The organism is Thermogemmatispora carboxidivorans (assembly GCF_000702505.1).
Lineage (GTDB): Bacteria > Chloroflexota > Ktedonobacteria > Ktedonobacterales > Ktedonobacteraceae > Thermogemmatispora > Thermogemmatispora carboxidivorans.
Window position 1 is genome coordinate 5,538,093 of record NZ_JNIM01000001.1, and the last position, 17,885, is coordinate 5,555,977.

13 protein-coding genes are annotated in these 17,885 nt (G+C 61.4%); 7 read left to right on the top strand and 6 right to left on the bottom strand.

From position 1 onward, the window contains the following. The first annotated feature begins 2 nt into the window (after positions 1-2). From N688_RS21830 to N688_RS21860, 7 genes are all read left to right on the top strand, one after another. Positions 3-398 (top strand): hypothetical protein, encoded by a 396-nt coding sequence (locus N688_RS21830; protein ID WP_052891259.1) that lies wholly within the window; start codon positions 3-5, stop codon positions 396-398. Positions 399-401: 3 nt separating this feature from the next. After that, on the top strand, positions 402-1,379 hold the full coding sequence (locus tag N688_RS21835) for a glycosyltransferase family 9 protein (protein WP_052891260.1): 978 nt from the start codon (positions 402-404) through the stop codon (positions 1,377-1,379). Between the two features lie 158 nt (positions 1,380-1,537). Next, positions 1,538-2,356: a hypothetical protein gene (locus N688_RS21840; protein WP_052891261.1), complete on the top strand. Its 819-nt coding sequence runs from the start codon at positions 1,538-1,540 to the stop codon at positions 2,354-2,356. Positions 2,357-2,890: 534 nt separating this feature from the next. Then, a complete protein-coding gene (locus tag N688_RS21845) occupies positions 2,891-5,179 on the top strand; it encodes a hypothetical protein (RefSeq protein WP_052891262.1) in 2,289 nt (762 codons plus the stop codon). 276 nt (positions 5,180-5,455) lie between these two features. Beyond that, complete coding sequence (locus tag N688_RS21850; protein ID WP_052891263.1) at positions 5,456-6,415, top strand: AAA family ATPase; 960 nt, start codon at positions 5,456-5,458, stop codon at positions 6,413-6,415. Beyond that, entirely contained in the window at positions 6,412-7,719 is a 1,308-nt protein-coding gene (locus tag N688_RS21855) for a DUF58 domain-containing protein (RefSeq protein ID WP_052891264.1), read from the top strand. Before N688_RS21850 ends, N688_RS21855 begins: the two co-directional genes overlap by 4 nt. 454 nt (positions 7,720-8,173) lie before the next feature. Beyond that, positions 8,174-9,226, top strand: a complete 1,053-nt coding sequence (locus N688_RS21860; RefSeq protein WP_052891265.1) for a serine/threonine protein kinase — start codon at positions 8,174-8,176, stop codon at positions 9,224-9,226. On the opposite strand, the gene N688_RS21865 is transcribed toward N688_RS21860, so the two are convergent. The 6 genes from N688_RS21865 to N688_RS21890 all read right to left on the bottom strand — a co-directional run bounded on the left by N688_RS21865 (position 9,223) and on the right by N688_RS21890 (position 17,822). Continuing rightward, the gene (locus N688_RS21865; protein WP_202901989.1) at positions 9,223-11,217 is read right to left on the bottom strand and encodes a DUF6909 family protein; all 1,995 of its coding nucleotides are present in this window, start codon (positions 11,215-11,217) and stop codon (positions 9,223-9,225) included. The two genes, N688_RS21860 and N688_RS21865, sit on opposite strands and share 4 nt — an antisense overlap. 146 nt (positions 11,218-11,363) lie before the next feature. Further along, positions 11,364-12,215, bottom strand: coding sequence for a DNA methyltransferase (locus N688_RS21870; protein WP_052891266.1), 852 nt, complete (start codon positions 12,213-12,215; stop codon positions 11,364-11,366). 240 nt (positions 12,216-12,455) lie between these two features. Next, on the bottom strand, positions 12,456-13,751 hold the full coding sequence (locus N688_RS21875) for a hypothetical protein (RefSeq protein ID WP_156025632.1): 1,296 nt from the start codon (positions 13,749-13,751) through the stop codon (positions 12,456-12,458). A gap of 140 nt (positions 13,752-13,891) precedes the next feature. Continuing rightward, entirely contained in the window at positions 13,892-15,118 is a 1,227-nt protein-coding gene (locus tag N688_RS23690) for a glycosyltransferase family 2 protein (protein ID WP_052891268.1), read from the bottom strand. Beyond that, entirely contained in the window at positions 15,021-16,475 is a 1,455-nt protein-coding gene (locus N688_RS21885; RefSeq protein ID WP_052891269.1) for a glycosyltransferase family 2 protein, read from the bottom strand. Before N688_RS21885 ends, N688_RS23690 begins: the two co-directional genes overlap by 98 nt. Before the next feature lie 138 nt (positions 16,476-16,613). Beyond that, positions 16,614-17,822, bottom strand: a complete 1,209-nt coding sequence (locus N688_RS21890) for a glycosyltransferase family 2 protein (protein WP_052891270.1) — start codon at positions 17,820-17,822, stop codon at positions 16,614-16,616. Between the last annotated feature and the right edge of the window lie 63 nt (positions 17,823-17,885).

The following is a 17,885-nucleotide window of genomic DNA, read 5'->3' on the forward strand; positions in this document are numbered from 1 at the left end:
CTATGGCCAAGCAACAGCTACGCTATCGCATTTCCAATCGTGCTGCGCTCTCTCTCCTGGGTGGGCTGGCCCTGCCAGTATGGGCGGCCTTTCTCCTCTTTACCTATTTTGTTCCACCGCGAGGCTTTCTGGCCTTCGTGGCTTTTTTTGTGCTCCTGTTGGGGGCGCTCATCTGCACGCTTGCGCCTCTTGCCTACCTCTTCGGCCTGCTCTTCATTTCTTCGCGTCTCTACCGGACAACGATCCGGCATGCGCTGCGTCAGGGGTGTCTCCTGTCGCTCTGTATTGTGCTCAATTTAATCCTGCGTGCCCTCCATAGCTGGAGCCTCCTGGCTGCTCTGGCCATTGTAGCCGCTGCGGTCCTTGTTGAGCTGCTCTCGCTGGCGAAGAAGTGGTGAGCCATGAATGTGAGCAGAACTGATGACAAGAGCAGAGAGCTGCTGGTAATTCGTCCCGGGGCGATTGGCGATACGCTGCTGACGTTCCCGGTCCTGTCTGCTCTACGGGCGACCTTGCCATCGACCCGCCTGACGCTCGTGGGCAATGCGCAGGTGCTGCCGCTGGCGCGCTGGCTTGGGGTAGCCGACGCCGTCGAGGACTATGCTGACCTGCGCTGGAGCGCGCTCTTTGCAGAAGGGGGCCTGGATCACATGGGGCTGGGCCCACGTCTGCGCCAGGCGGAGCGCGTGGTCTGCTGGCTGACTGATGCCGAGGGCCTCGTAGAGCGCAATTTGCGCGAGGCCGGAGTGACTGCGGTCACGGTCCGACCTGGCCGCCCACCGGCGGGGGCAGGTGTCCATGTGGCATCGTATCTGGCGCAGACGCTGGGATTGGTCTTTGATGTAGCCAGAGCGGTGGCCAGCTGCTATCGGCTCCCTTCTGCTGTGCTTGAGCAGGAGCTGCCCCTCTTCAACGCTGCGCCTCTGGTCATTCATCCGGGCAGTGGCTCTGCCCTCAAATGCTGGCCAGCCTCCCGCTTTGCTGCTGTGGTGCGCTGGGCCTGGGCGCGTGATTGGCCGGTGCTGGTGTTGGCCGGACCTGCCGATCATGGGCAGCTGGCGGCGCTGTTGGGCGCCTTGCCAGCCCCACTGCCGGATACGATAAAAGTGCTGGTTGATCTGCCTCTGCTACGGGTCGCTGCCCAGATTCAACGGGCCCGCTGCTATCTGGGCAACGATAGCGGGCTCAGCCATCTGGCCGGCTTGCTCGGGGTGCCAACCGTAGCCCTCTTTGGTCCCTCGAACCCTGCAGTCTGGCGCCCCCTGGGGCCTGCAGTGGTGACCGTGCAGTCACAGCCACTGGATCAACTGGCTGTTGACGTCGTTGTACGGCACATCGCGCAGCTGGAAAGCACGATGGCCCGAGATTGGGGGAGATGAGGGGGACCCAAATGAGGTGCTCAGGTGCCAAAAAGCAGGGCTTCGATCGTTGTGAGATAAGGGGGAGTATCTCGGTGCCTCCCTACCGGCGGCGGTCGCAGGGGTATCGACCTGCACAACGAGACTGAAATGTTGGTTGAGATTGAGGATAACGCGCGATGCTAGATCAAGAGCAACGAGATGGGCAAGGAGTGAGAGGCCAACCGCTCTCTGGTAAGTTGGTCCTACCGGCGGCTCCCGGAGGACGGCCAGGAGAGTGGTCTGCTGATCCACTGCAGCAAACGACCTATATCGCTCCAGAGATGCTGATCCGGCGTTCGCGGCAGAGCGCGCCGCCGACGCTGTTGGGGAAGATCAGCTATTTCTGGCAGAAGGACCCGGCCTACAAGGTCTTGATGGTTGCCAGCGTGTTGGTGCTGATCGCCGGAGTAATCTTCTCGGTCATCATCGGCAATACCCTCATTCAAGGAAGCTCTACGATGGAGGCCCGCGTGCCTTTGACCCCGCCCCCTGGCGTGGCCCCAACAGGCACAGTGGACCTGCGTCCGACTTTCCCTACGCCAAGCGGCCAGGGCAGTAATGAGAGCAGCCAGCCTCCTATGCAGAGCACGCCCTCGCTGAAACCAACCCGTACCACGGATAACGGGAACGGCTCCAATAACGGAGCGGTTCAGATTACTGGTCTCCCCGGTAGCGTGCCTAATAACAGCGATGTAGTGGTTACGGTCATCACTAATCAGCCTAACAGCTTCGTTCAGCTCCAGGTCACCTATAATGTGGCGCCCTTTGTGACCGTGGTCAACGGTAATACTGATGCTTCCGGTATGGCTACACTGACCTGGCACGTGCAGGTTTTCTCTGCAAGCAGACGCGCCCAGGCCCGCGTCCATGCGACTGTTTTCGGCTCCAATGGGGCCACTAGCTCGAATACTGTAACCGTACGCATTACAACCAGTGCCTTTGCTCCTGCCAATTAGCCAGGGCCAGCTCTGGGTATCTGCTGGCTTCTGGCCGATCGCTCTGTCGTCAGGGGACTGTCTCGGTTCGCCGCTCTGTACTCGGGCCTGAGAAAGACGCTGGTCACTGGCAAAGCTGAGCTGGCAAGAGGATGCTCCCGATGGCCGGAGTTGAAAGAAGCGAGCCAGGCCAGTCCCTATCTGGCGTGAGCCGTAAGCGATCGGTGTGATGTCGCTGGGGGGGCCGCTGTAGAGCATCCCTCTGTGTCCTCCTCCCCCGCCCGGCAGCTCGCTCGTTCATGCGCCTGCCCTCGTTCTAGCCTCTCTGCCTGACCCTGGTGTTGTTCGCCTCGCTGCTGGAACATTCCGTGCTGCTTACCTGCTTCACAGCTGCTACAGGATATGGTATCTTGTAGCAGCAAGCTTATAACAGTTCTACCCTTTCTCTAGTGGAATGAAAGGAAGAGGCCTACTCTACCCGCGATCATTCCAGCAGAGGCTTCGAGTGACAGATAGACCATCAGCGCTCCGACCTGAGAAGGAGGCGGAAAGAGCGTGAAGAAGCCAGGTGACTACATTGGACGCTATCGCCTGCTGAGCTGTTTGCGGCAGACCCCCCTGTGCCAGTTCTATCTTGTGGAGCACGGTGAGGCTCCGGGCACTCTCTACGCCCTGCAGCTCTGGCCGACCATTACTCTGCGATCCAGGCAAGCATATATCGAATTTATTGAATGGATGAAAGCAGTAGTTAACCTGCGAGATCCAGCGCTACTGCCTGTCTTCGAAGGAGATGTAGTCGAGGACCACCCTTACCTTGTACAGGGGAGCGAGCTAGTCACCAGGAGTGAGATCTTAACGCTGCGCTTGGCGCGTAAGAGCCAGGAGCCGTTGTCGGGTGACCTGGTGCGTCAGGTGATAGAGCAGGTTGGTCGAGGACTGGTGGCAGTTCACGGGCTGGACCTGGTGCATGGCCAGCTAGCGCCGCAGTGGGTCCTGCTGACCGCCGACGGGCGCATCCTTCTGAGCGGCCTGAAACCGCCCTTCTCCGTGCCGGATCAGGATCATCCGCTCTACCGTCCGCCCGAGGGCCAGACCAGCAAGCGCGGCGACCAATACGCCCTGGCCATGCTGGTGCGCGATATGCTCAGCGGGCCCTTCTCAACGTCGCAGCAAGCAGATCCCGGCCTCAATCTCGCTGCCTTGGAGCCGGCCACTCAGTCTGATCCCCAGCGGCGCTTCGCCTCGGTGCGTGCCTTTCTGCGGGCCCTCGGCTGTGAAGTGCCCCTCGCGGAGAGTCCTCTAGAGCGCTGGGAGCGACCAATTGAAGCGACCCCAAAGGATGAGGATACCGATAAGCGCCGGGCCATAGCCCAGGGGCAGCCTTCGGAGCAGCTGCCGCTCACTCCCTTGCCGGAGGGCACTCTGGCCCCGACGCTGCTCGCTGGAGAAGAAGTGAGCAGCAGCAGGGCTGAGCCAATCGTACCAGCTCTTCCTTTGACGCCAGCACCAATCTCGTGGCCTTCTCCTCTTAGAGAAGGAGTAGCCTCGCTGCCTGCGGCCAGCGAAGAACCAGGCCCCACCGGAACTACTACAACCCCGGTGGCATCTGGGCCAGCAAAGCCGCGCATCATCGGGCAACTCCCTGTACGGCGCCTCCTTTCGTTCTCTCCTCACAGGCGCAGGCTGGCTCTGAGCGCAGCCGCTGCCATTGTACTCGTTTTGCTCCTCATTTGGGGAGGAACATGGCTTTATGGTCTCCTACCTGCTACTGCCGCGACTGTGACCATCGTGCCGGTGCGTCAGGAGGTCGTGCAGTCTTACAATTTCTTGCGCGCTCAGAGCAGCAATTTTGCCAATCGTCAGGTAGCGACGCGCGTGCTCAGCTATACGACTCCCAAGCGCTCTAAAACGGTGCCGGGCAGCATCGCCCACGCCAACATTCCGGCTACCTCCGCCCACGGACAACTCGTCTTCTCCTCGGTGAGCCGCGACGTTCAGCCTGGCGAGTCATTGCTGATCCATCTTAGCAATGGCTTGGACCTGATCGTTGTCAACCACGGCTTGATTAGTGCTCAAGGTTCGACGACTGTCAATGCTATGGTCGAACAGGCCGGCAGCCAGGGCAATATCCCCGCTCACTTCGTGGATGGCGTCTATCAATTCACTGGGAGCGCAACGAGCGCCGCCTTTACCACCTACATCTCTAATCCAGCCCCTTTCACCGGGGGCGCTGACGCTTACAATGGGCCAGAGGTCACTCAGCAGGATATCGATAGTGCTCAACAGGATCTGAACCTGCAGCTGCGCCAGGAGGCAAGGCAGCAGCTTCAGACCCAGCTTCACCCCGGAGAGGACTTTCTGAGCCTTGGCGGGGATGTGCTTGATTGCTCAGCTCAGGAGCAGGCCAATCATCGTGCGGGGGACCGCGCTGCCACCGTCACTGTGACTGAGCAGTTGAGCTGTAAGGCTGTGGCCTACGATGCTCAGAACCTGATTCACTGGATAGAGCAGGATCTGCAGCAGCGGGTAGAGCGGAGTCTAGGGGCACATTTTGGACGGGTAGGTGAGCTGCAAACCGCGGCCTCGCTTGGACTTATCCAGGCGTCGCAGTTCTTGGTGATCGCCAGCGGTCAGTGGGTGTTGCAGCTCGATGCCGCCGGGCGGCAGGCAGTGGCGCAGAGCATTGCCGGTCTCTCTCAGGATGAGGCGCGGGCGCTCCTCCTCAAGCGGTTCCATGCCAAAACCAGGGATCTGCAACTGGCGCCCCTCTGGGGAAAGCATTTGCCGGTCAGTGCCAGCGCCATCACGATCGTCGGTCTCCCTTCCTTACCACCTGGCTCCTGACTGACAGGGCAAACAACGTCTCTCTCGGCGGCCTGGCGGGGGACCAGGAGCCGCTCACCCTGTGATGGCTCGTGTGGATCAGGCGTATCTCCAAAGGGAGAGGCTCGTATGGGAAGCACGAGGCAACACCGGGCGGGGAACGCAGAAGCAGGGCCAGGCCGCCTCTCCTGGCTCTAGCCGTCGGATCGGAGACATTACCTTCTCTGCGGCTGGCAGTCCTGTCGAGCCTGAATGAACCTGATGGCCGGCCCTGCTGCCAGCCAGAGGACAAAGCCTATGATTCAACCGAAAGAGCTTGTTCAAGTCAGTGAGGCGGCCAGGGCGCTACGCAAGAACATCGGGCAGGTTCTGGTCGGTAAGGAAGCGGTCATCGATCTTCTGTTAGTGGCCCTCCTGTGCGAAGGTCATGTACTCTTTGAAGATGTTCCAGGAACCGGCAAAACCACCTTAGCCAGGTCCCTTGCTCGCTCGCTGGCTTGCTCTTTCCAGCGCATCCAGTTTACGCCTGATCTGTTGCCCTCTGACATCACAGGGATCACCTTTTTCAACCAGCAACAGGGCACGTTCGAATTTCGTCCCGGGCCACTGTTGGCTCAGATCGTTCTGGCCGACGAAATTAACCGGGCCGCGCCACGCACGCAATCCGCCCTGCTCGAAGCGATGGAGGAGCGCCAGATCAGCGTCGAGCGCGAGACAATTGCTCTGCCTCGACCCTTTATGGTGATTGCCACCCAGAACCCCATTGAGCTAGAGGGTACCTTCCCGCTGCCAGAGGCCCAGCTCGATCGCTTCTTTATGCGCCTGCGCCTGGACTATCCTACGGCGGCGGAGGAGCGCCAGATTCTGCGCCGTTTTCGCCAGCGGCAGCCGCTGACCGAGCTGCAACCTGTGCTCAGCAGTGAGCAGCTTGCTCGTTTCCAGCAAGTGGTGCGCATGGTAGAGGTTGAAGAGAGTATTGAGGGCTATCTGATCGAGCTAGTGCGGGCCACCAGGCAGCACAAAGCCATCGAGCTAGGAGCCAGTCCGCGCGGTACCCTGGCCCTCTATCGCGCTGCTCAGGCGTTGGCTGCAATCGAAGGGCGCACCTACGTGCTGCCCGATGATATCAAGCGCCTGGCTGTCCCTGTTCTGGCTCATCGCCTGTTACCAACGGGTCAAGCAAGTTTGCATGGTCAGTCCTTAGAGAAGCTTGTCACCTCGATCGTAGAAAGCATGCCGGTGCCTGTTGAGCCATGAAACGTAGCTGGTACTTTCTCGCACTGGGTGTCTTAGTGGCCAGCGTTCTTTTCCGTCAGCTGTTGCTCTTGATCGTTGGGCTACTGTTACTCCTCATACTACTATTGATCGATGTCTGGGGGACCTTTTGTCTGGTGAACCTGCGCTATCAACGCGCTTTCAGCCAGCAGAGGGCTAGCTTTGGCGAAGAGATCGTCCTGACCCAGGTGCTGGAGAATGCCAAGCTGCTGCCGCTCCCCTGGGTTGAAGTCAGTGATCGGGTACCCCTGGCGCTGGTCTTTCGCGGCCTTGGACCCCATCTCATTCCAGACGGCGGGAGAGCCATCATCGAGAGCCTCTTTAGCCCACGCTGGTACGAGCGTATCGCGCGCAGCTATCGGCTGCGCTGTCTGGCGCGGGGAGTGCACACCTTTGGTCCCACCGTCCTGCGCAGTGGCGATCTTTTTGGCTTCGTTAGCCGGCGTCAGGAACTGGACAACCGAGAGCAGATCCTTGTCTATCCTCCCCTTGTCTCGCTCACCCGGCTGGGACTGCCGGCGCGCCATCCCTTTGGGGAGCGGCCCGCGCCCCAGCGCCTGCTAGAAGATCCTGCGCGCGTCTACGGCATCCGCGATTATTGCCAGGGCGATGAACTCAGGCGGGTGCACTGGAAAGCCTCGGCGCGTGCCATGCGCCTGCAGAGCAAGGTTTACGAAGCCAGCACCACCTATACGCTGGCCCTCTTTCTGGACATGCCGCCGGCCCTCTCCCTGCTGGACCTGGGGGTAAGCCGGGAGCTGCAGGAGCTGGCCATCTGCGCGGCGGCCTCAGTAGCCGACTGGGGGCTGCAGGCTGGCTATGCCGTTGGCCTCTACTGCAATGGCATGCTTGCCGGCCTGGAGGGCGGCAGCGCTCTCCCGGAGACCCTGCCTGTGGAGCTACCACGGGACCACCAGGAGCCGCGGTCGGGCATTATTCGCCTGCCTCCAGCCAGCGGCGCCAGGCAGCGTCAGCGCATTTTAGAAGCCCTCGCGCGCGCCGAATCTCACTATGGCAAGCCCATCGAGGCCGTCTTGCAGGCCGAACATACACACCTGCCCTTTGGGGCCACTGTGATCCTGGTAACCAGTACCATCAGCGAGGCCCTGCTCTCGGTCCTGCAGCGCTTGCAGCGTAGTGGTCATCCTGTCTCTCTGCTGTATATCGGCCAGGCTCCGGTGACAAAAGTGCCTGGGGTCCTGGTCCAGCACATTGGGGGTGAAGGGACCTGGCGGGCCATTCTCGCCTCGTTTGAGCGAGGACAGGATCCTGCCGATTCTCCTTAGCCTGCCCTGACCAGCTCTGCCGCCGTTGCTCAAAGCTGGCCAGGGCAGAAGGCTACTGGATGGGCATCGATGCTGGCTGGATCAAACATGATCCTGTTGGCCTTCGATGGAGAGCGGTGAGAAGGTTGAGCGGCAGCAACAGATCGGGCAGATGGTCGAGGCTGGAGAGCTGGCGCCAGTAGACAGCCAAAATTGCCCACTCTATGTAGCTCAGGTGCGTAGCTTATTATAGTACTGGCAGAGCACTGGAGAAGAAGGGTGTCAGTGATTGTCGTGCCCACCAAAAGCAGCTTGCCCTTGCGTTTTTGCTGATGGTAAGTAAGACCAGGTCTGGAGGGTGCCAGAATCGCGTTAGACATGAGGTAGAAGAGGAGTGACAGTTTTGAGGCAAGGCGTCACTCAGATCCACACAGGAGATAGAGAGCGAGGCCGAAGGGAAAGGGAGAGGAAGGCTATGCTGGCATTTCCACCAAGCGAGAGCTTAATTGGTACCACCCTGGGGAACTACTATCTGGAGCAACTTGTCGGGCGCAACGAGCTGGGGCCGGTTTTTCTGGGCAGCACCGACGAAGGAAGCACCTACCTGGTGCGCTTCATTCTTGCTTCGTGCGCTCTGGATGTCGAGGAACGTGCGGCATATCAAGAGCGCTTTCTGCAGGTGGCCGGCGAAGTAACGGCGCTCCAGCATCGTCACATTCTGCCTCTGGTCGACTATGGGAGCTATCTGGGAGGGTCGTATCTGGTAACGCCCAATCTACCCATGCAGACCCTGATCTCGGCGCTCACTAAAAGCGGCCCGCCCAGCCTGAGCACTATCGGCGACTACCTGGAACAGATTGCACAGGGCCTGGAATACGCGCACGAGCAAGGGATCATTCACCGGAACCTCAGCACGGATTGCATCTTTCTGCTGCGCGATGGGCGCCTCGTCATCGGCGATTTCGGGGTCATGCACCTGCTAGAGCTGGCCACACCTGCAGGCCAGGGCTACCCCGACTATGGCAGCGGCGAGGGGCGAGCGCCGGAGCAACTACAAGAGCGCTCCTGTGGGCCTTACACCGATGTCTACGCCCTGGGGGCCGTTCTCTACCGACTCTTGACCACACATGCGGTCTTTCGTGACAGTTCCCGCGAAGGAGTCTATGCGCAGCATCTCCACGCACCCGTCACCTCGCTTCAGCGCTGGCGCAGCGATTTGCCCGAGGCCCTGGACGGGGTTATCAGACAGGCGATGGAGAAGGAGCCGGCCCGGCGCTTCCAGCGTCCCAGCGACCTGGTCGCCGCCTATCGCCAGGCTGTTGGCTTGCGCGCCGAGGCTGTCGGGCGAGGCGAAGAGAGCGCCAGCTCACCTTCCGAGGAAGCGGCTCCCAGGGAGCAGCCAGCTGAAGAGGCCGAGCCAGCGTCGCCAGCCGCTGAGGCCGGGAGCGGGCGAGCCGCCTTATGGCGCCGCCTGCTCAGGCGCCTGCGTGGTCCCAGGAATCGACAAGGCTTCTCCTCAACTGGCTAAGTGAGAGAAGCCTCCATTGGGCGCGAATCGTCCTGGCCCGACTCGGGTGGCGACTGTCTTCCGTCGCGAACCGCGGCGGCCTCCTCGCGCTGCTCCGTCTTCCCGTATCGCTCCTGCACGTAACGGATCTCGCGCTCAAAGATACGGCGGACGATCGCCACGGCGCAGGCATAGGTCGAATCCATGCCGAAGTAGGAGAGGCTGCCGGCGCCCAGATTCTTGCCGCGGGTGTAGGGGGTATCCGAGGCATAGTGGAGGATGCCGAGATCGTAGGGCAGACGCGCAAAGTTAATATTCTCGCCGATGGGGTAACGAGTGAGATACTGATCCTCGTAGACGGCATTGAGGTATGGGCCGCTCTCCATCTCCACAACCGTGTAGTTAGCGCTGTAGTAGAAGTCGAAGTACTGGCGATTTTGGAGGAAAGTGCCTTTGCCCGAGACGGCTTTCTGATTATCGAGAACCGAGCCATAGATCAGATATGGCTGTACGTCTTGGGCGGAGAAGCAGTTATCAAGCCAATAGGTATTCTGACTATGCTCGTCCAGCACGACATTGGAGATCATCACATCGCCGATGCTGCCATTGAGGGTGGCCGCTTTGCCCAGGATGTAGATCCCGAGGATTGTCGACATATTCTCCATGATCTCGCGCAGCATACGATAGGCAGCCATGCCCAGTGGATAATCGATATTCAGAATAATGGCCTTACTCTTGGCCAGCAGATCCATGCCGGGCATGCGGCAACGGGGGTCAACATCCGTCGGGTGGAGGCGGGCCAGCTCGAAGATCTGCGCATCGATCTCCAGGCCGTGGCGGGCGCCGACGTGCCAGATGCCGCGCTCCTCTTCCTCGGCGATGCGCTGGTGCATCGCCTCCTGGCCCTGGGGCGTGCGGGCCCACTCGCGGGCGGCAAAGTACAAGAAATTCTGCCAGTTGCCGGGCACTTCGCCCGACTGCAGCTTGCGGCACTCTTTCGCCAGGTACTGGTCCTGGCCGCTGAGGGCGAAATCGATCAGCTCAGCCTCACGCCGTAGCACTGAGCCAGAGGTCAGATTGACCAGGCTATGCGTGTTGCTTGAGACGAAGTAGACTGGGCGCTCGCGCAGCCCCAGCGAGTCGAGCAGGCGCTCGACCGGGGCCCACCATTTGCGTGTGGCGCGAACGAAGCCGACATGGGAGCCGCCGAGCATGCGCAGGGTGAAGCTCTTGCGCTGGCGTCCGATGATCAGCAGATTCTCCCACAGCCGGTCACCCCAGACCACTTCCAGACGGCGCCAGTCGTCGCCAGCAATGTGCAAGCGCTGGCGTAGCACCCGCGTGATCTCGGCGAAGACCGGCGAGGAGCGATCCATGCGCGTCGAGAGCAACTGGATCGTTGTCGGGTCGGCATTGATCAGATAGTAGAGCTTGTTCCACTCGATCTGGAAGGCCACCAGAATCGGGACGATGTCGTCGGTATCGCTCACGCTTGCCACGTAGACCGCCAAGGTTTCCTTGCCATCGTAGAACCACTTGCGGCGGCGGGCTGGCGCTGTCACAGCTTGCCAGCGATCAACCTGGAAACCCTGCTTGAGAAAGACCTCTTCGGACTGTCCAAGCAGGACGTGCGTGCAGTAGAGAATAGCTGAGGGCAGGCGCAGAGCGCAGTAAATGAGGGCGGACATATCGGGGTAGGGCGAGCGGGCATCTGGGTGCAGGCTAGAGTCAATATTGTAGTGGGCCTGGACCAGAGCCTTCAAACTTACCTCGCCCGAGCTACGCAACAGCGTATTGTAGGTCCGAATGTAGAGTTCAACATCACGCTTACCCGCCTCATGTTGCCCCTCACCACGCTCTACCATGTATTCATCGCTGCTCTCCCGCGCTACTTCCTCCTGCAGACGCTCGCTATCCTCCTCCTCATTGACGAATTCCTCGATACGCTCGCGTGGTTCAAAAGCATCGGGGTCGGGGATACGACGCGGAGGTGTTGGCTTCTTCCTTGGCATAAGCTCTGTCCCCTTCTTCTCTCCTCTGCTGCGCTGCTGTCAAGCAGATCTGAGGGCTACCTGTTCGTTGCTTTCTGGTAATTATAACCTATGCTGTCTACTTGCCCTTGCCAGGGAACAGCTCAGGCCAGGCTGCGCCGTTGAGCTTAGCTGCGCCGGTTCGCTGCTGGCTTGCGCAGGACAACGATATACTGATGGGCGATATTTGGAACGTAGGCAGTTGGGTAGCCGTAGGGGCGCAAACGTGTGCCAGCCTGGTACCAGATGATCTCTCCCTTTGGAATAAAGCCCTGCTGGCGGGCGCGCCGGGCGAGGTCCACATGCGTAAACATATATTCGCCATGCTGGTAGGCGTTGCGCACGATGACGACCATGTATTTGCGCGGCTTCAGGACGCGGAAGCACTGGGCAAATACCTGCTCCATTGCCTCCAGGTAGGCTTCGTAGCTGGCCAGATTGGCGAGATCGCGCGGGTCATCTGAGCGCATATAATAATCGGTGCGGCGATTGGGGAAGTCGACGGCATAGCGCCCGTTGCTCATAGTCTGGGCCAGATGGATATTGTAGGGGGGATCGGTGGCAATAAAATCGAAAGAATGCTCGGCGAAGTCCTGCATCACTTGCAGGCAGTCGCCCTGGATCAAGGTCTGAGGCTGTAGCGAGTCGCGGTGCTCGCTCAGGATGCGCTGGTAAATCTCTACCCAGCGGGGATTGATTTCAATACCAATGGCCCGGCGTGGCTTCTTACAGATGGAGGCCCCAATGAGCGTGCCGCCAACGCCCGCGAAAGGATCAAGCACGCACTCGCCAGGCTTGGTAAAGAATTCGATGAGCTGACTCATCAGCTGCGGCGGCTTGTTGGCCCCGTGCGCTTTACGTAGGTCATGCCCATAGACCGAAGGGTAGTTCGTGATGAGTACACTTTTGGTGAAATAGAGCCACTCGGCCCCAGTTAATTCATTTAGTGTGTTTTTCTCAGAGACGCTCTCGGTATCCACATCACCCTCCCGTTCTGTAGTGGCGTTGCTGGGCGAGGGGCTATTTGGATCAGCAGGTTGCTGCTCTGATTCTGGTCGTCTCCTGCGTTTTCCTCTAGGAGGCGTTACCAATAACGTCGGTTGCCCCATTGACCGACGTTTCCCCCTGGTAACGCCTTCTTTCTCTTCTGTGTTCATCTCTCTTGCCGGTCTCAGGCGTGCTGTGCTGGCCATAGGTGACTATCTGTACGGCTGTCTTCGCTAACGTGGGCCGGGCCAGGTCAGCACATCATCTGGACCTGGTACCGGCTCTGAGACCTCGGCCTCTGCTGATGGCGGGGTAGGACGAGGACGTCGCCATTCGCAGCGGACCAGGCCCTCGCGCAGCAGGCGTTGAATGATGGCATCGTGCTCGGCCTGAGTAAACTGGCCAAAGGTGCTACTGATGAGCTGCTGACGCAAGTCGGGCCAGCGCCGGCTCCGCAGAGCGCGCCCGGTCTGCAGGGTCCGCTGATAGAGTTGCTCGCGGGCGGTGGCCAGACGCTCCTCGCGTCGGGCCTGGAACCAGACGCTGCCAAGCAGGTCCGCCTGACTCTGCTCCTCCAGCCGACGCCAATAGCTGCACACGGCGTCGTTCATAGCCAGCAGGCTATCCTGGCGACGTGTTGCAAAGAGCAGGGTGTAGGGTGCTGCCTCAATGTGGGCCGGGCCACTCGCTCGTGGCAAAGCGATACGCTGTGTCAGAGGAAAATGGCGCTGGATCTGAGATAGCAAAAGATCGAGCAATTCGGCGAGCGTCTCCGGCGAGAGCGGCGCCACCTCATCGCGAGGCGCCAGGGCCCGCCAGCGATCGCTGCGCAGCAGATTGAGCAAAGCGGTGGCCTGCTGCTCCAGACGTCGGGCGGCGCGCAATCGGCTCTCCAGTTGGCGATGCATGATCAGCAAGCAGAGTTCTGTTGGAGCGGCGCGCTGCGCAAGTGGCTCCAGGTCCTCATAGCGAAAGAGTGCTGGAGCCAGCGGGTTCAGGGCAAAGACTGCCGGTGCCTGGTCAAGGACCTGCAGGATGGCTGTGGCGGCTTCTGGCCAGGTGGCTGTGACCAGGCCGCCTTCTCTGGGGATCGTCAGCGCGGTCGTGGGCGTGCTGCTGGAGCTAGGGCTGGGGCGGCTGGTGCTGCGTCCGCTGACTGAACCTGTCAGCAGCAGCCCGTAGAGGGCAAAAGAACGTCCCTCAGCGAGCAGGCGAGCATGGAGGGCACTCAGTGATTGCAGCCACGGATGCTGCCGCTGAACCTGAGTGCTCCGCCTGCCACGGGAGCTCTGGCGCGCGCTTGGGCTGGGCTCGCTTTCGGTCTCTGCTTCGCTGCTGCTGGTGGCCTGCTTTCCCCGCTCTGGCTCGCCTCCGAGGGCATCGATCCAGTAGCAGCGCCGGTAGAGTGGATTCTGGCGCAGTGCCCGGCAATAGCCAGCAAGGTACTCCTCCTGGAGCCAGAGGCGCAAGGAGGTTAGCAGATCTCCCTGGCGAACAGAGCGGGCCCGCGTTCCCGCACGTGCTGCCATCTGAGAATATTCTTGATCGACATCTGCCCACAGATCATGCATGGTGAACCTATTCTACCACAGGCAATGGTGGATAAGTAAGCGGCTGCATCGCTCTCAAGCAGAGAGGCAATGAGCTGAGTGGAGGGGTGAGGCTCCGCTCAGCGTCGGCGGGCGCTGCCGAGGCGCTGCAGGGGCAGACCCAGTACCTGGATGCTCGACGGCTGACGGGGAGCCTGGCGCCCCTTCCACTCGGCCCCGCGTCCGCTCAGGGCCAGCCGCACCGTATCGAGCATCAACAAGCCGAAGGCTATCCAGCCCACAGGGGCCAGCAGCGACCAGGCGAATGGCTGCTGCTGCTCACGCTCGAAACTGCGACGCGCGCTCACCTGTAGGGCCAGTGTCAACAAGGCGGGGAGCAGCAGCGGCAAGGATCGCTCCCGCTGGCGTCCCCTGAGTAGCTGGCGCAGAGCGGTTAGCACGCTGAGCAAAGGCAGCAGGCCATAGCTGATCAACCCCAGGCCAGCGCCTAGACAGAGCAAAGGGGCTGAGGCCGTCACCGAGTAGACGCTCTTGCGCCAGCCGCGCCAGGCGCTGCGCCAGGTGGTCCACTGCTCATTAGAGACCAGATCGCGCCCATCGACGAAGTCTTCGCGGCAGCCTTGCCGTTTGAGAAACTGCGCCAGGCCCACGTCGTCGCCGAAACTCGAGCGCAGCTCGGGCGCGCTATAGCCACCGCTTGCCTCGTAGGCTGAGCGACGGACCAGCAGATAGTGACCGACGGCCAGCGCCCGGCCAGGCTTCTGTGGGTTCCGCATCTCTCCTGGGGTCGCAAAGTGGGTCATTAACACGATCCCCGCCGGCGTCAGCAAGCGGGAGCCGCTGCCCACAAGCCGGGCGTCGGTCAGCATTGAAAGGAAGTCCAGCTGTTGGGCCTGGGCATGGGCCATCATGCGGCGCAGCGCATCGGGCGCATGGAGCGTATCGGCGTCAGTGAAGAGCAGCCACTCGCCACGTGTCAGGCTGACGCCGGTATGGAGGGCGTGGGCCTTGCCGGCCCAGCCGGCGGGCAGCTCCTCGACGCGATAGACGCGCAGGCGTGCATTGCGTTGTTGCCAGATCGCCAGCAGAGCTGGTGTGGCGTCGGTTGAGCCATCGTCAACGACGAACACCTCAAAGTCAGGGTAATCCTGGGCCAGCAGGGAGGCCAGGCAGGAGCCAATATGTTGCTCCTCGTTGCGCACCGGCACAATGATCGAGACATGGGGGGCCGGGTTGGGCAGGGCCGCCTCAACGGGCGGCGCTGTCTCTCTGAGTGTGCGTCGAACGCGCCAGAGCTGCCAGCCGGCTCCCAGCGCGGTCAGGCACAGATAGGCGCTGTGCAGCAAGGAAAGAAGACGAAAGCGTTTCTCCATTGCAAAGTCCTGTCAAGTAGTGAGCGCGGCAGCCGAAGAGCCTGGTGCTGCCCCTGTCCACGTGAAGGCCCTCAAGAGCGTGGCCCATAAAGGCCAGCGGATGAACGGCGCGATGTTGTGGCGGAGCGGTACGGCCTTTCCAGGTTGCGCCGCGCCCCTTGAGCACGAGCCGCGTGGTATCGAGCATCAGCAGGCCAAAGGTGGCCCACCCCGCGGGGGCTGTCAGCGACCAGACCAGCGGCAAGCGATACTCGCGCTCAAAATGTCGCTTCGTATCGATCTGGAAGAAGAGAGCGAGCGCCGCCAGCGCGCTCGCCAGCAGCGATAGAGGGCCTTGCGCACGCGGCGGCGGCTGCTGCTGCCGAACCCAGCGCCGCCCCTGCCACAATTGGCGTGCCAGTGTGAGAGGAGGCAACAGGCCGTAAAGGAGCAGGGCCAGACCCAGAACCATCCCGAGGGGTGGGCTGCTGGCTACCAGACCATAGTTGCTCTTGCGCATGCCTTCCCAGGCGCTCTTCCAGGTCGTCCATTGGTCATTGAAGACCAGCCCCCGCTCGGCCACAATATCTTCACGGCAGCCGCGACGCTTGAGATACCAGGCCAGGGTAATATCATCCGAGAAGGTTGAGCGCAGCTCGGGAGCGCTGTAGCCGCCGCAAGCCTGGTAGGCCGAACGGCGTACCAGCAGATACTGCCCGACGGCCAGTACGCGCGTTGGCTGATGCGGATCGCGCATCTCGCCCGGCGTCGCCAGCATGGCCAGCAGCGTGGCACCGATCGCGGTGAGCAGGCGAGCGGCTGCGCCGGGCAGGCGAGTATCGGTAAAGAGGGTCAGCAGATCCAGGCGATGAGCGATAGCATGGGCTACGGCCCGGCGCAGAGTCTGGGAAGCATGGCGCGTATCAGCATCGGTAAAGAGCAGCCACTCGCCCTGGGTGAGCAAGACGCCGGTATGGAGGGCGTGGGCCTTGCCGGCCCAGCCGGCGGGTAGCTCCTCGATGCGGTGGACGCGCAGGCGGCTATCGCGCTGCTGCCACGCCGCCAGGCGAGCAGGTGTGGCATCGGTTGAGCCATCGTCGATGACCACGACCTCGAAGTCGGGATAGTCCTGGGCCAACAGAGAGGCAAGGCAGTCGTCAATGTGTGCCTCCTCGTTGCGCACAGGCAGAATAATGGAGACATGAGGAGGAGGCTCCGGCAGAGGAGCCTCATCGAGTGTGGTCAGCTCTTTGATTCCCTTCTTGATGCGATGGCGCTGCCAGAAAGCAACCAGGGCGATGAAGAGCAAGAAAATCAACTGCAGCTGTAAGAAGAACTGCGAGAGCTTCATGCCAGACACCTCGCCTGTGTAAGGCAGGCCCGCCAAGGGGCGGTCACGCTATACCGCAGCTCCGCTGTCGCCGCTGAAGGAGCGGCGCCTTCTGTCCACGGGCCTGGGCAGCGGAGCTGTGCTTAGACTATTGTCATCCTACAATAAAGGTAGCATATTGGTTCTCGTCAGACGGGGAGCGCGACGGCCCTTCCAGTCGGCTCCCTGGCCGTTGATGGCCAGGCGCATAGTATCCAGCAGCAGGAAACCGAAAGCCGTGCTGGCGACAGGTGCCAACAGCGCCCAGCGGGCTGGCAAGCCGAAAGCCTGGCCGAAGCGCCTCTTGCTGTCGACCTGCAGACAAAGGGCCAGCAGGGCCAGCAAGGCCGAGAGGCGTTCTTGGCGCAGGTGCCCAGGCCGCAGGGCTGCACGCAAGGTCAGGAGGGGGGCCAGGCCATAGTAGACCAGGAAGCAGCCGCCGGCGAAGCCCAGCAGCGGATAGGGGGCCAGTTTCCCGTAGGCGCCCTTGCGCAAGCCGCGCCAGGCGCTACGCCAGGTCGTCCACTGGACGTTTTTCACCAGGCCACAGCCACCGACGATGTCCTCACGCCAGCCCTGACGTTTCAAGACCTGAGCGAGGCCCATATCCTCGGTGAAGGAGGCGCGCACCTCGGGAGCAGAGAAGCCGCCGGTGGCCTCGTAGGCCTCGCGCCGTACCAGGATATACTGACCGAAGGCAAAAGCCTGGCGTGGACGGGCGGCGCTGCGAATCTCGCCGGGCGTGATCAGCACCGTCAAGAGCAGTCCGGTCATCGGTGTGAGCAGGCGAGCGGCCAGACCCAGGATCTGCATTTCGGTGAACATCGAGAGCAGATCGAGGCGGTGGGCAACGGCATGGGCCACCATGAGGCGCAGGGTCTGGGGAGCGTGGCGCGTGTCGGCGTCGGTAAAGAGCAGCCACTCGCCGCTTGCCAGGGTGGCGCCGGTGTGCAGGGCGTGGGCCTTGCCGGCCCAGCCAGTAGGCAGCTCCTCGATGCGGTGGACGCGCAGACGGGACTCGCGCTGCTGCCACGCCGCCAGGCGAGCGGGCGTGGCGTCGGTGGAGCCGTCATCGATAACAATGACTTCGAAGTTGGGATAGTCCTGAGCCAACAGCGAAGCGAGGCAGCCGTCGATATTCTCCTGCTCGTTGCGCACAGGCAGAATAATCGAGACGCGCGGGGCCGGCCTGGGCAAGCGTCGCGCGTGTAGCGTGGCCGTCTCGCGAATGGCCTTCTGAATGCGATAGTCCTGCCAGAGTCCCAGCAATACGCTCGCCCCCAGCAGGATCGTGCGTAGAGCGCTCAGGAAGCGCGTGACTTTCTGCATACCCTCTATGATTCCGCCTTTTACATACTGTACTGAGTAAGTAGCAAAGCAAACGTGCTGTTT